The 13,220-nt window shown below is 66.6% G+C and carries 11 protein-coding genes; 5 read left to right on the top strand and 6 right to left on the bottom strand.

Annotated features, from left to right (window positions below):
* Positions 1-81: 81 nt before the first annotated feature.
* Both TVNIR_RS05955 and TVNIR_RS05950 read right to left on the bottom strand, forming a co-directional pair.
* Positions 82-1,518, bottom strand: a complete 1,437-nt coding sequence (locus tag TVNIR_RS05955) for a Ppx/GppA phosphatase family protein (protein WP_015258088.1) — start codon at positions 1,516-1,518, stop codon at positions 82-84.
* Positions 1,519-1,852: 334 nt separating this feature from the next.
* Positions 1,853-2,383, bottom strand: a complete 531-nt coding sequence (locus TVNIR_RS05950) for a SixA phosphatase family protein (protein ID WP_043739446.1) — start codon at positions 2,381-2,383, stop codon at positions 1,853-1,855.
* A 145-nt stretch (positions 2,384-2,528) separates the two neighbouring features.
* On the opposite strand from TVNIR_RS05950, the gene egtC reads away from it, so the two are divergent.
* Entirely contained in the window at positions 2,529-3,311 is a 783-nt protein-coding gene (egtC, locus tag TVNIR_RS05945) for an ergothioneine biosynthesis protein EgtC (RefSeq protein ID WP_015258085.1), read from the top strand.
* Between the two features lie 131 nt (positions 3,312-3,442).
* The gene (locus TVNIR_RS05940) at positions 3,443-4,171 is read left to right on the top strand and encodes an SIMPL domain-containing protein (RefSeq protein ID WP_015258084.1); all 729 of its coding nucleotides are present in this window, start codon (positions 3,443-3,445) and stop codon (positions 4,169-4,171) included.
* Between the two features lie 295 nt (positions 4,172-4,466).
* On the opposite strand, the gene TVNIR_RS05935 is transcribed toward TVNIR_RS05940, so the two are convergent.
* Entirely contained in the window at positions 4,467-5,147 is a 681-nt protein-coding gene (locus tag TVNIR_RS05935) for a hypothetical protein (protein WP_418081290.1), read from the bottom strand.
* Positions 5,148-5,201: 54 nt separating this feature from the next.
* Here TVNIR_RS05935 and TVNIR_RS05930 point away from each other — a divergent pair, with 54 nt between their 5' ends.
* Positions 5,202-6,056 carry a tetratricopeptide repeat protein gene (locus TVNIR_RS05930; RefSeq protein ID WP_015258082.1) on the top strand — a complete coding sequence of 285 codons (855 nt, stop codon included), beginning with the start codon at positions 5,202-5,204 and terminating at the stop codon, positions 6,054-6,056.
* 73 nt (positions 6,057-6,129) lie between these two features.
* Entirely contained in the window at positions 6,130-6,312 is a 183-nt protein-coding gene (locus TVNIR_RS05925) for a PLDc N-terminal domain-containing protein (protein WP_015258081.1), read from the top strand.
* 46 nt (positions 6,313-6,358) lie between these two features.
* Here TVNIR_RS05925 and malQ read toward each other — a convergent pair whose 3' ends face one another.
* Genes malQ through glgC form a run of 3 tightly spaced genes read right to left on the bottom strand, consistent with a single transcriptional unit; the run spans position 6,359 to position 10,831 of the window.
* Positions 6,359-7,837, bottom strand: coding sequence for a 4-alpha-glucanotransferase (gene malQ / locus TVNIR_RS05920; RefSeq protein ID WP_015258080.1), 1,479 nt, complete (start codon positions 7,835-7,837; stop codon positions 6,359-6,361).
* Positions 7,834-9,576 carry a glycoside hydrolase family 57 protein gene (locus tag TVNIR_RS05915; protein ID WP_043739445.1) on the bottom strand — a complete coding sequence of 581 codons (1,743 nt, stop codon included), beginning with the start codon at positions 9,574-9,576 and terminating at the stop codon, positions 7,834-7,836. Before TVNIR_RS05915 ends, malQ begins: the two co-directional genes overlap by 4 nt.
* Positions 9,566-10,831, bottom strand: coding sequence for a glucose-1-phosphate adenylyltransferase (gene glgC / locus TVNIR_RS05910; protein ID WP_015258077.1), 1,266 nt, complete (start codon positions 10,829-10,831; stop codon positions 9,566-9,568). Before glgC ends, TVNIR_RS05915 begins: the two co-directional genes overlap by 11 nt.
* 108 nt (positions 10,832-10,939) lie before the next feature.
* Here glgC and glgB point away from each other — a divergent pair, with 108 nt between their 5' ends.
* Entirely contained in the window at positions 10,940-13,153 is a 2,214-nt protein-coding gene (gene glgB, locus TVNIR_RS05905) for a 1,4-alpha-glucan branching protein GlgB (RefSeq protein ID WP_043739444.1), read from the top strand.
* Positions 13,154-13,220 lie beyond the last annotated feature (67 nt).

The raw sequence follows: 13,220 nt of genomic DNA, 5'->3' as shown, positions 1-13,220 counted from the left end.
GCTCGCGCCGGCGGTTGTACCGAAGACGCAACCCACAGGCCGCCAATGGCGCCGACGGGCCGTTCCGGGATCTTCGGCCGGTTAACCGAAGCGGAGCGTGAACCCGAGCGAATCCAATTGCCCCGCCTCCTGTTCCAGGTCGGTGATCGTCAACGGGTGCTCGGACAGCCAGCCCGGCCCGAATCCCAGCGTAATCTCCCGCCGCTCGACGCGGACTTCCTGAACGGGTACGGGCTCGTCGCTGCGTGAACGGTGCAGCAGTACCGCGAGCCGCAGCAGAAGCGCGAGCCGGATCAGCCGCCGCCGCCGGACTTTCGGTAACGGCTCGAACAGCTTCGGCTGCAGGCGGCGGCGGTGCGCGCGCACCAGCAACGCAAGCTCGGCCTGTTCCTGTCGGGAGAAACCCGGAAGATCGGCGTGGGTCAGGATGTACTCGCCATGCTTGTGGTAGCGGCTGTGCGACAGCGCGAGCCCGATCTCGTGCAGTTCGGCGGACCAGGTCAGCAGGTGCGCATCGGTTTCACCCAACTGCCAGACTTCGGCCACCGGTTCGAACAGACGCTTCGCCTCCGTCGCCACCCGCTCGGCGTGCCGGGCATCCACCGCAAAGCGCTTGCGCAAATTCTGGATCGTCCGGGCACGCACATCTTCGTGGTGAAAGCGTCCGAACAGATCGTGCACGACCCCCTCGCGCATCGCTCCCTCGGAGGTCATCAGGCACTCGATTGCCAGGCCCCGAAAGGCCCCCACGATCACCGCGAGGCCACCTGCAATCACTGGCCGGCGATCCTCCGAAAGGCCCGGGAGATTCAGCCGATCGACGTGCCCCGCATCGATCATGCGTGCCCGCAGGGTCTCCAGGCCGCCCAGGCTTATTCCCGGCGTCTTTTCCGTGCCGCCTTCGTGCAGCATGCGATCCAGCGCCAGCAGGGTGCCCGACGAACCCAGCGCCTGTTCCCACCCCAGCCCGCGGTAGGCCGCCACGATCGGCTGCAGTTCCAGCTGCGCATGCAATTCCGCCTGCCGAAACCGCGCCGCGGTGATGCGCCCATCGGGAAAGTGCAACCTGCTGAAAGTGACGCAGCCCATCTGCAGGCTCTCGGCAAGCCTCGGCTCAAAGCGCTCGCCGATGATGAACTCGGTACTGCCGCCGCCGATGTCGATCACCAGACGCCGGCCACCGTCGTCCGCAAGGGTATGGGCCACCCCGAGGTAGATCAGCCGCGCCTCCTCGCGCCCCCCGATGATCTCCACCGGGTGCCCGAGCGCGTCTTTCGCCGCCTCCAGGAAGCCGCGGGCGCCACGCGCCTTGCGCAGGGTGTTGGTGCCGAGCGCCCGGACGCTGCCCGGCGGCAGGTTGCGCAGGCGCTGGCCGAATCGGCGCAGACAGTCGAGTGCCCGCTGCTGCGCCTCCTCCGACAACCGGTTGCGCGCATCCAGCCCGCTGGCCAGGCGCACGGTCTCCTTCAGTCGGTCCACGGTGATGATCTCGCCCTCGTGCCAGCGCGCAACCAGCATGTGGAAGCTGTTCGAGCCGAGATCCACTGCGGCAACGGTATCGGAATTCAAGTTACCCCCCTGCTGCGGCCCGACCGGCGCCGGGTTCCCGCGGTCATCCTGCTGCTATCGTCATTCGCGTTGATTCACAGACATCAGCGCCTTGTCATGCTTCCGGATTCTCGCCCGGATTGGCTACGGATGAACACGGACAGACACGGACAACACGGATTGGTTAGGATTTCGGAATCCATCCTATCCCTCTCACCACCATCTCCATCCACGTTCATCCGTGTCCATCGGTGGTCCATCCGTGCCTAATAGTCATGATGGGGCTGGCTATCAGGGCGAACGACTATAGCTTGCGCAGCACGGACTGCGGGAGCTTCCAGAGCAATTCCACCGAACCCGGCTTGATCGCGCCCCGGCAGCGAAGCGCACAGACCGAACCCTTCTCCATCGGGACCGGTACTGCATGTGTTGCGCACAGCCAGTGCCCGAGCAGCCCGGACAGGTCGGGCTCGTGCCCGACCAGCACCGCGCTCTCCCCGATCCGCAGGCGCGGCTCGAGCCAGGCGGCCAGGCGCTCGCGGTCCCAGGGCGGAACCAGGTCTTCGAACGCCTCCAGCGGGCAGCCGAAGACCGCCGCGACCCCCTCCGCGGTCTGTCGTGCCCGGACATACGGACTGCTCCAGACGTGATCGACCCGGTTCAGGATCCGGCCCAGCCTCCCGGCCGCCGCGCGGTTGCGATCGATGCCTTCGGCAGTCAGCGGCCTTTCCCGATCGGGGCGACCCGTGTCGCGCAGGAATGTTTCCGGGTCACCCGCCTGCGCGTGCCGGATCAAAATCAGCAGCCGCTCTCCCGGTTCGAGTCGATTCTTCATCGTGTTTTTATATAGTTGGCGAACACTCATGAACGCGCTTCGAAGGTCAGGGAGATTTCCGGACGCCCGTGCGGGCCCGTGCAACCCGTCGGCGGGAACGCTAACATGAATGGGGTCGCCGCACCCACTCCCCGAGGTCACCCGGATGTGCCGCCATCTCGCCTACGTTGGCCCGGAGGTTCCGTTGCAGGATCTCTTGTTGCGGCCGCCGCACAGCCTGCTGCAACAGGCCGCCGAGCCCGGGGAACTTCGGTATGCCCGGATGAATGCCGATGGCTTCGGATTCGGCTGGTACGGCGAGGATGACGTCGCGGTCGTCTACCGGCGCGCGGAACCGATCTGGCAGGATCCGAACCTGCGTGATCTGGCCCGCAACCTGTACGCCGACCTGTGGGTCGCTGCGGTCCGCAGTGCGTCACCGGGATTCGGTGCCGATGTCGTCAACGCCCAGCCCTTCGCGAGCGGCGATCTGCTGTTCAGCCACAACGGTCTGATCGAGGGCTTTCGCCCCTCGGTGCGCCGCCAGATCCAGGAGCTGCTCGACCCGGAGGTCGAGGCCGAAATTCTCGGCACCACCGACTCGGAATACTTGTTCGCCCTGATCCGCCAGCTGCTACTGGACGACGAAAACCTGAGCCTCGAGGGAGCCGTGGTGGACGCATTCTCCAGCGTGCAGTCGTGGCTGAACGCCGGCAAGGCACTGCTCAACGTGATTCTGACCGACGGCGAACGGCTGGTGGCGAGCCGCCACTCGGTGAACGATCCGAGCCCCAGTCTCCACTACACGCTGGACGACGAGGCCTTTCCCGAGGGCGCGGTGGTGATCGCCTCGGAGCCGCTGACCGACCCGGAACGCTGGCACAGCATTCCGCAGGGGCATCTGTTGATCGTGGTACCCGATGAACCCCCGGAACTGCTGGCACTCTAGAAACCCGGACACGCAGGCATGCATGGAAACGGGGCACAGCGCGACCGGCCACGTTGCTCGGCGGGAAACGCAATGGTCGGGCCGCCTATACTTCACCTGCACGCATCGCGAACTGCCCAACCGAGGTTTGAATGTCCCGAGTTCTCCTGATCCCGACCCTGCTCGCCGCCCTTCTCGCCTGGCCGCCGATCGCGGGCGCCGACGACGGTTCCACGCTACTGACCGTCACTGCCCAGGCCGAAGGTGAGTTCGACAACGACCGGATGACCGTTCAACTGCGTGCGGAACGCCGCGCCGCCGAGGTGAGCGAGGCGGTGGCCGACATCAACCGCCGGATGCGCGCGGCGCTCGAACGGCTGGCCCGCGAACCGGAGATCGACGCGCGCACGCTGAGCTACTCGACATCGCCGATCTATGATCGCGACCGCAGCCGCACCGAACCCGTTGCCTGGCAGGTCGACCAGGTGCTTGAACTCAAGGGTGGAAACTTCGAGCTGATCGCCAGTATTGCCGGAGAACTGCAGGAGCACGGACTGGCCATCGCCCAGATCCATTTCTCGCTGAGCCCGGAGAAACGCGCGCGGCATCATCGCGAGCTGCTGCTCGAGGCGATTCGCCGCTGGCAGCACATCGCCCAGGACATGGGGGCAGCCATCGGGGCCTCGCATATCGTGCCGAAGGCGCTGACCCTGCACGACGACGGCTTCCCGGGCCCCCGCCCGATGCTCGCGCTGCGGGCGCTGGACACGGCCGAATCCACCCCGGCGCTCGAGGCCGGACGGTCGACGCTGCGCGTCACCGTCTCGGGCGAAGCGCGCGCCTACGGCGCAGCGACCCTACGCACCCTGGAACGGCGTTAACGCGCCACGGAAAGCACGGACAGACACGGAAAAGGATTTAATCCGTTTCATCTTCCGTGATTTCCGTGTTCTTCCGTGGCTGCATTTTCGCGTCAACGATCACAACGAGCGCAACAGCGCAGCTGTCATCCGCCATTCGGCATTCGGCATTCGGCATTCGGCATTCACGCCGCCGAGGTGAGCGAGGCGACCCCAGCGCGGGAACGGCGGATGACGGTCTTCGGCCTTGTCCGGCGCACGCTTCCGGCATCGCCGGGGTTGGCCGTGCGACGATGCGCGTTGGCCTGGTGCCGGTTCAGGGGGCCAGCAGCAGATGCAGGTGGCCGTCGTCGACCTGCAGCGCCTCGATCCCTGCACCCAGCGCTGCCAGGCCGCTGGTGGCCAGCAGATCCTCGCCCTTCAGCCCGCCCAGCCAGGCATCGGGAAGTGGCACCCCCGCCACGCTCACCCCCACCAGACGGGCCTGCACGCGCTCGTCCCGCGTCAGCAGTTGCAGACCCGTCTGCACCCGGACGCTGCGCCCCCCGAACAGAAGCAGCTCCTCGGGCAGATCGACCCGGAAGCTCGCGCTGACCTGGTCCGGCGACAGCCGCACCGCGGCCCGCCCCGCCAGCGCTGGATCGCGTGCAATCAGCGCATTGAGCTCGCGCTCGCTGAACTCGATCCGGCGCCGCTCCGGATCCTCCCGGTAGATTTCCGGCCGCTCGGCGTTCCCGGGACCCGCCTCGGTTCGGTGCATCGGGGCAGGAGCCTCACGCACCGAAGTCCGCAGGCGGTCCAGCTTCTCATCCAGGATCCGCTCCTCGGCCGCACTCAGCGCGGGCGCCGGTGCCGGGCCCGAGAGCAGGTACCAGATCCAGACCCCGGCGGCGACCAGAAGCAGCGCCAGCAGGGCGGCGACCCACCAGCCCGCACCGGACGGTCGGCCGGGGATTTGCGGCGGATTCTGCGTCACGGGTAATCGACCTTCATGCATCAGGCGGCCTTTGAAGGTAGCATAAGGGGTCCACGTAGGCACCGGACCTGACCCATGCGCACGGTTCTACCCATCCTGTTTCTGTTGGTACTGTCGGTTCCGGCCGCGGCTGCCCCGAAGCCCCATTCCCCCGAACTCGCCGCGACCATGGACGCGGAGGAGCAACGGCTCGAGGCAGAGCGGCACCTGCAGCGTAATCCGCCCGATCTGAACGAGGCCCGACAGTGGCTGGAAACCGCGGCCGAGAACGGCTCGGTCGAAGCGATGGGCGCCGCCGGCTGGCTGTACGAACAGGGCCTGGGCGTGGAACCGGATCCCGATCGCGCGATGTCTTATTATCGGCAGGCCTACGAGGCCGGCGACAACGAATACGGCCTGCGGCTCGGATGGATGTACATTCAGGGGCATGGCGTCGAACCCGACCGGGCCCAGGGAGATGCGTGGTTCCGACGGGTGATTGCCGAGCGCGACGACAGCAAGGCCCGCCTGGCGCTGGCGTCGGTGCTGATCGCGGATGCGTCGGCCAATGTCCAGCCCGATCCCGCGCCCGAGGCCCGCGACCTGCTCGCGCGCGCGCTCGACGACGGCATTGCCGGCGCAGCCTACTACCTGGCGCGCATCTACATGGACGGCCTGGGGTCCATCGGACGCGACCGTGCGCGTGCCATCCACTACGCGCGCATCGGCGCCGAGGGCGGACATCCGGAACTGCAGAACTGGCTGGCCGTCCTGCATGCCCGCGGCGAGGGCGTACCACTGGACCTCGTCGAAGCCTACAAGTGGGCAAGCCTGGCCGCAGCGGGCGGAGATCCTTCCGGCGAGCGGGTCCGGCGGGAACTCGAACCCCGAATGGAACGGGAAAGCATCGAGGAGGCCCGTCGGCGCGCGCTCGAATGGCTCGGTCGCTGACGCCGCGCAACTACCGGCTCGGAACGGCTGCAGTAAATTATCTTACAAATACTTATAACAGGAAATTCAGAAGATGATCGAAGTCTCCGGCTTGCTGGGCCTCGTGCTGCTGATCCTGGTGATCTGGGCGATCGTCAGTACGGTACAGAGCCGTGCATCGACCGCGGCGAAGGTCATCTGGATCGTGGTGCTGGTGATGCTGCCGCTGCTGGGGTTCATCCTCTGGCTGATCTTCGGACCCCGCTCGCGCCTGTGATCACGGAACTCCTCGTGGGTCCGCGGAAGGGGTCTCGCCCACCGTTTCACACCGCGGGAATACGGCCAGCTTCCTCGTTCATTTGGCGCAGTTCCTCCGCGCGCCTGTCCGGCACCTGTGACCAGTCGAACCGCCAGGTCCAGTTGCCATCGCTCGTTCCCGGGGTGTTCATCCGATGGCGGCCATCCAGGGCCAGGGCATCCTGCATCGGGATGATCGCGACCTGCGCCGGCGAGGTCAGTGCCGCCCGCACCAGCGCCCAGGGCATCGGCTCGGCGGGATTGCCCAGCACCTCGAGCACATGCGCGCGGCGCTCCGGCTCCAGCGCCTCGAACCAGCCGACGGTGGTGTCATTGTCATGCGTGCCGGTGTAGACGACCCCGCACTGGACGTGGTTCTGCGGCAGATAGGGGTTGTCGTCTCCTCCGTCGAACGCGAACTGCAGGATCATCATCCCCGGCAGGCCGAAGCGATCGCGCAAAGCCGTCACCTCGGGCGTGATCACGCCCAGATCCTCGGCCAGCAGCGGCAGTTCACCGAAGCGCGCGAGCAGGGCCTCGAAGAAGTCGGCACCGGGTCCGGGCTCCCATTGCCCCGCGATCGCGGTCGGCTCGCTGGCCGGGATCGACCAGTAGGACTCGAAGCCCCGGAAATGATCGATCCGCAGCGCGTCGACACCGGCCAGCGCCCACTCGATACGGCGCAGCCACCATGCGTAGCCCGCCTCTTTCATCCGGCCCCAGCGGAATTGCGGGTTGCCCCAGCGCTGCCCGGTCTCCGAAAAATAATCGGGCGGCACACCCGTCACGGTGTTCGGCTGGCCTTTGGCATCGAGATCGAAATCGTCCGGGTGCGCCCAGACATCAGCGGAGTCGTGCGCCACGAAGATCGGCATGTCGCCGAGCAGCAGGACGTCGCGGGCATTGGCATACTCGCGCAGCGCGCGCCATTGCCGGAAAAAGACGAACTGCCCGAAACGCACCGCATCCAGCGCCTCGGGCATCTCGGCCCTAAGCTGCTCCAGCCGGCGGGCCGACCAGTCGCGCAACGGCTCCGGCCACTGCCACCAGGGCCGACCGCTCTCGAGCCGCTTGATCACGACGAACAGCGCGAAATCGTCCAGCCAGTCGTCCTGATCGTGGCAGAACCGAAGGTAGTCCTGCCAGTCGTCGCCTCCGTCGGCCATCAGTGCCGCCCGGGCCTCCGACAGCGCCTGTCCCAGTGGCCAGCGCTCCGACCCGGGAGGCAGCCATCCGGCCTCGACGAGCATTCCCGGATCGATTAGCCGGGTATCACCCGCGAAGGCCGAGATGCACGCGTACGGAGAACCGCCCTGCTGCGGCGGATTGACCGGAAGGATCTGCCAGACGCTGAACCCGGCGCTCACCATCCAGTCCACGAACCGCCGCGCTTCATCGCCCAACCGCCCCACCGGGCCAGGCCCGGGCAGCGACGTGGGGTGCAGGAGAATGCCCGACCTGCGCTTCTCCAGCAGCCGGTTGACCGGCGCCCCGGGCACGCTCACGAGTGCGCCTGCCCGCGCCGCATCGTGCCGCCCGTATCCGGTTCGCCTCCGCCGGTGGAAAGCACGAGCGACAGCGCGGGTGGCACGGCGAGACCGGCGCGCCGGTACAGCGCTGCCAGGTGCTGCCGGTAGAGCAGTTCAAAATCGCTGACCGACCCCGCCGGGTTGTAGCCACCAAACCACCAGCACCAGTCCGAACCCTCACAGACCGCCAGCGGCTCGGCCAGGGCATCGCGGTTCAGCTCCGGGTGCTGGCGCAGCGCGGTGTCCACGGCCTGCTTGGCCTCGATCAGCCGGTCCCAGCCGGCATTCTTGTCGGGGTCGCCGATCCAGGTGGAGAAGGTACCGTAGACCCAGCTGCCGGCGACCACGGATGGCAGTTCCGGGCCCTGCCCGGCGCAGCGGGCGTGCACGTCGGAAAAGGTACAGAGACGGATTCGGGGGTGTTCCGACAGGCGGGCGTACAGACCCTCGAGAAAATGGAAGCCGTTGTCCGGATAGTACTCCCAGGCATTCTCGCCATCGAGGATAACCGACACCACACCGCCGACAGGTGGCGCATCGACGATATTCTCGAGGTGGTGAACGAAATCCTCGACCGCGTCCCGGGCATGCCAGTCGGCATAGCGGAAACCGATCGCATCGGACAGCCCGTCGTCGCGGAAGAACGCGAGCATCTCGCTTCCCTCCAGCCGGTACGGCCGATGCAGCCAGCCGTCGTGCGGGCCCTTGTCGGTGCCCGGAAGCGCCGCGAGGCTGTTCGCCAGCACCGTCTGCCCGCTGGCGGTCCAGGACAGCCCGTACTCGTCGAGCAGCCGCAGCGTCGCGGTACTGACGCTGCCCTCGGACGGCCAGCACCCGGCCGGGGCAAAGCCGAAATACTTGCGGAATACATCGAGCCCGCGCTCGATGTGCCAGCGCACACGGTCCTCGCCGCCCGGGTAACCCGAATACTGCGGCAGCCGCACGTCGGGCATCGCCTCGCGGGCGGATTCGATGTCGAGCAGCAGCGGCATGATCGGGTGCGCATAAGGCGTAAACGACAATTCGATCCGCCCCTGCTCGGCCAGGCTGCGATAGCGCGGGATGATGCCGGCGATCACCTCGCCGATCAATTCCAGCAGCTCGCGCCGGGTGCCCGGTTCGAATCCCTGTTCCTGCGCGAGCCAGTGTTGCACTTCCGGCCGCTCGCGCCGCACCGCCGCGCCGAGCCAGGCCAGGTGGTAGCAGGTCGCCAGATCCAGGAAAAAGCCCGCGTCCAGGTGTCGCAGCAGCACGGGATCGTCCTGTGCGCGTTGCGCGATGCCGGCCAGCGCCCGGTACAGCGGGATCGGCTCGATCATCCGCGGCGCATGGCCCCGCAGGCAGACGCGGATGATCTCGGCGCGGGCCGCGGCGTCGTCGGGCACGGCATCGGCAGTCAGCAGCGCCAGCACCGGATCGGGGATCGGCTCGCCGTGATCGAGAAAGGCCCGGATGCGCCGCGCGTAGTCGTCGATCTGTTCGAGCAGGATCGGTGCGAAATTCACCACCACGCGGGCGTCCGGTGCCGCCTCGAGGTGTGCGGCCATATCCGAGTAGTCCTTGATCGCATGGAGATAGGTCCAGGGCAATCCGTAGACTCCCCGCTCCCGCTCGAAATACTGGGGCTGGTGCATGTGCCAGCACAGCACCACGTCGAGCTTCGCTGCCGATTCCCCGCCCGCCGGCTCGGGAGCCGCCGGCGCTTCAGCGGACATAACGCGAAACTTGCCCGAGCATCTCCGGCGTGACCACCCGCACTCCACCTGGCGAGATGTAAAAGCGCCGGGCGTCGTCCTCGTCGCTGAGCCCGATCTCCATGCGATCCGGAATGCGGCAGCCCTTGTCGATCACGCAGCGCTGGATCCGACTCCCCTCCCCGACGTGCACGCTGGGCAGCACCACCGAGTCCTGCACGACCGAACCCGTACCGACCTGCACGTCCGAGAACAGCAGCGAGTGCCGCACCGTACTGCCGGAAATGATGCAGCCGCCCGAAACCATCGAGTCGATGGCCATGCCGCGGCGGTCGTCGTCGTCGAAAACGAACTTCGCGGGCGGCCACTGCTCCTGGTAGGTCCAGATCGGCCACTCGCTGTCGTACAGGTTAAGTTCCGGGGTCACGCCGATCAGTTCCAGGTTCGCCTGCCAGTAGGAGTCGATCGTGCCGACGTCGCGCCAGTACGCCTGATCCCCCTGTTTGCCGTTGCGGAACGGATAGGCCATCACCCGATAGCGATCGATGATGTCCGGAATGATGTCCTTGCCGAAGTCGTGGCTGGATCGGCTGTTGTCGGCATCCCGGATCAGGCGTTCGAACAGGAACGCGGTGTTGAACACGTAGATGCCCATCGACGCCAGTGAGACCCCGTGCTTGCCCGGCATCTCCGGCGGATCGTCGGGTTTCTCCAGGAAATCGGTCACCCGCCCGTCGCCATCCACCGCCATCACGCCGAAGGCACGCGCATGCTCGCGGTCCACCTCCAGGCAGCCCACGGTCATGTCGGCACCAGTCTCGACGTGGTAGGCGATCATCTGGCCGTAGTCCATCTTGTAGATGTGGTCGCCGGCCAGGATCAGCACATATTCCGGGGCATGCTGGCGAATGATGTCGATGTTCTGGTACACCGCGTCGGCCGTTCCCGCGTACCAGGAAGTCTCGATGCGCTGCTGAGCCGGGAGCAGCTCGATGAACTCGCCGAACTCGCCGCGCAGAAAGCTCCAGCCGCGCTGGATGTGCTGAATCAGCGAATGCGCCTTGTACTGGGTCAGCACGCCCACTCGGCGGATCCCCGAGTTGATGCAGTTGGACAGCGGGAAATCGATGATGCGGAACTTGCCGCCGAACGGAACCGCGGGCTTCGCCCGCCAAAGCGTCAGGTGCTTGAGCCGCGAACCCCGCCCCCCCGCGAGAATCAGCGCGAGGGTTTCCCGGGTCAGCCGGCTGACGAAGCGTTGCGGTTGGCGATTCATACGGTAACCCTTGCGTCCTTTGGTTGTATCATTGCCCGCACCCAACTGGACCGGGTCATCAGTCTACCGGTATCGTCGTTGAAGACCCCCAGGTGAGTGGCCGTCAGTATGACAACAGCCCTGCACAATTGCATCCGTCCTCCCGGCGATCCGATCGCCCGCCTCGGCACCGCCCGCTGGCACGATCCACACGGGCTGCTGGGACGTCACGCAGTGGACCACCAGACAGTCTGCTGTCGCAGCTTCCTGCCGCGCGCACGCGAGGCCTGGCTGCTGTGTGGCGGGGCCGATGCTCTGCACCGCGAACCGATGACCCCGAGCCCCGACCTGCCCGGCCTGTTCACCTGGACCGGCGCCCTGGCGGACTGCCCCCTGCATCCGACGATCCTCTGGTCGGAGGGTGGCGGCCAAACGTTTCAGGCCGTTGACCCTTATAGCTTTCCACCGCACATTTCCGGGTTCGACCTGCACCTGTTCGGCGAGGGGCGGCACTGGCATGCCCACCGCATGATGGGGGCCCACCCGGAAGTTCGCGATGGCATCCCGGGCGTCCGCTTCGCGGTCTGGGCACCGGGCGCTGAGCGCGTCAGCGTGGTGGGTGACTTCAACCACTGGGACGGCCGCAGCCACCCGATGTCGGTGCACGGCGGCAGCGGCGTCTGGGAACTGTTCATCCCCGGCCTGCCCGACGGCGCACTGTACAAATTCGAGATCCGCAACCGCGAGTCCGGCCAGATTTTCGTGAAAAGCGACCCGTACGGCGCATTCTTCGAGATGCGCCCGAACACCTCGAGCCGCGTCTTCGCCAGCCGGGGATACGAATGGAGCGACGACGCCTGGCTGCAGCGGCGCAGCGCCCCGAACGCGTGGAAACACCGGCCGATGAGCATCTACGAGGTGCATCTCGGATCCTGGAAGCGCGGGGTCGCTGGCCGCTTCCTCGGCTACCGCGAACTCGCCGACGAACTGATCCCCTACGTGCGCGACCGTGGATTCACCCATATCGAACTGTTGCCGGTGACCGAACACCCGTTCGACGGCTCCTGGGGCTACCAGAGCACCGGCTTCTTCGCCCCCACGTCGCGATTCGGCACGCCCGACGATTTCCGCCACCTGGTCGACAGCGCGCACCGGGCCGGGATCGGCGTGTTGCTGGACTGGGTGCCGGGGCATTTTCCGAAGGACGCTTTCGCTCTGGCCCGCTTCGACGGCACCGCACTCTACGAGCACGAGGACCCGCGCAAGGGCGAACACCGTGACTGGGGCACGCTGATCTTCAACTACGGGCGTTCGGAAGTTCGCAACTTCCTGCTGTCGAGCGCATTGTGCTGGATCGAGGACTTCCACATCGACGGCCTGCGCGTCGATGCGGTGGCCTCGATGCTGTACCTCGACTACTCGCGCCAGGCCAACGACTGGATCCCGAACGAGTACGGCGGCAACGAAAACCTCGACGCAATCGCGTTCCTGCGCGAACTGAACCGTACCATCCAGGGCAACCACCCCGGCGTTCTGATGATCGCCGAGGAATCGACCGCCTGGCCCGGCGTCAGCCGGCCGCCGGAGACCGGCGGACTGGGGTTCACGATGAAATGGAACATGGGCTGGATGCACGACACGCTGGCCTATTTCCAGCTGGATCCGATCCACCGCCGGCACCATCACAACCAGCTGACTTTCGGGATGCTGTATGCCTACACGGAAAACTTCGTGCTGCCCTTCTCGCACGACGAAGTGGTACATGGCAAGCGTACCCTGCGCGGACGGATGCCGGGCGACGAGTCGCAGCAGCACGCCCAGCTGCGCCTGCTGTATGCGTACCAGTGGACCTACCCCGGCAAGAAACTGCTGTTCATGGGGCAGGAGTTCGGCCAGGGCACCGAGTGGAGCGAAGACCGCGAACTCGACTGGTACATCCTCCAGTACCCGCTGCATCAGGGCATGACCACGCTGGTGCGCGACCTGAATCACCTGTACCGGAACGAGCCCACGCTGCATGCCGCCGAGTTCGAACCCGAGGGCTTCGCCTGGCTCGACTGCGACGATGCCAGCCGTTCCGTGCTCAGCTTTCTGCGCCGCGGAGGCGATTCGCAGATGATCGTCGTGCTGAACCTCACCCCGGTTCCGCGCGAGGACTATGCGATTCCCGCACCTCACGGCGGTCTCTGGACGGTCCGTCTGAACACCGACTCCGAGTTCTACGGCGGCGGCTCGCGCGGCTCGCTGCAGGCCCGGGCCGAGGCCCGCCCGCTTCGCGGTTTCACGCATACCCTGCGCCTGGATCTGCCGCCGCTGGCCGCACTGATCCTGGCACCGGGCTGACCGGACCCATGGCGACACCCAGCAGTGCCCTAGGAAAACGCCGACTGATTCATCATCTCGAGGAACA

The sequence above is a fragment of the Thioalkalivibrio nitratireducens DSM 14787 genome, assembly GCF_000321415.2.
Taxonomy (GTDB): domain Bacteria; phylum Pseudomonadota; class Gammaproteobacteria; order Ectothiorhodospirales; family Ectothiorhodospiraceae; genus Thioalkalivibrio; species Thioalkalivibrio nitratireducens.
The sequence above is the reverse complement of the archived record's forward strand: the minus strand, read 5'-3'. Positions and strand labels throughout refer to the sequence as shown.

Excerpts from the sequence above, each read along its gene's own strand:
- TVNIR_RS05955 (WP_015258088.1), bottom strand. The coding sequence starts at position 1,518 with ATGCTGGTTGCGCGCTGGCACGAGGGCGAGATCATCACCGTGGACCGA.
- TVNIR_RS05950 (WP_043739446.1), bottom strand. The coding sequence starts at position 2,383 with ATGAAGAATCGACTCGAACCGGGAGAGCGGCTGCTGATTTTGATCCGG.
- egtC (WP_015258085.1), top strand. The coding sequence starts at position 2,529 with ATGTGCCGCCATCTCGCCTACGTTGGCCCGGAGGTTCCGTTGCAGGAT.
- TVNIR_RS05940 (WP_015258084.1), top strand. The coding sequence starts at position 3,443 with ATGTCCCGAGTTCTCCTGATCCCGACCCTGCTCGCCGCCCTTCTCGCC.
- TVNIR_RS05935 (WP_418081290.1), bottom strand. The coding sequence starts at position 5,147 with ATGCATGAAGGTCGATTACCCGTGACGCAGAATCCGCCGCAAATCCCC.
- TVNIR_RS05930 (WP_015258082.1), top strand. The coding sequence starts at position 5,202 with ATGCGCACGGTTCTACCCATCCTGTTTCTGTTGGTACTGTCGGTTCCG.
- TVNIR_RS05925 (WP_015258081.1), top strand. The coding sequence starts at position 6,130 with ATGATCGAAGTCTCCGGCTTGCTGGGCCTCGTGCTGCTGATCCTGGTG.
- TVNIR_RS05915 (WP_043739445.1), bottom strand. The coding sequence starts at position 9,576 with ATGTCCGCTGAAGCGCCGGCGGCTCCCGAGCCGGCGGGCGGGGAATCG.
- glgC (WP_015258077.1), bottom strand. The coding sequence starts at position 10,831 with ATGAATCGCCAACCGCAACGCTTCGTCAGCCGGCTGACCCGGGAAACC.
- glgB (WP_043739444.1), top strand. The coding sequence starts at position 10,940 with ATGACAACAGCCCTGCACAATTGCATCCGTCCTCCCGGCGATCCGATC.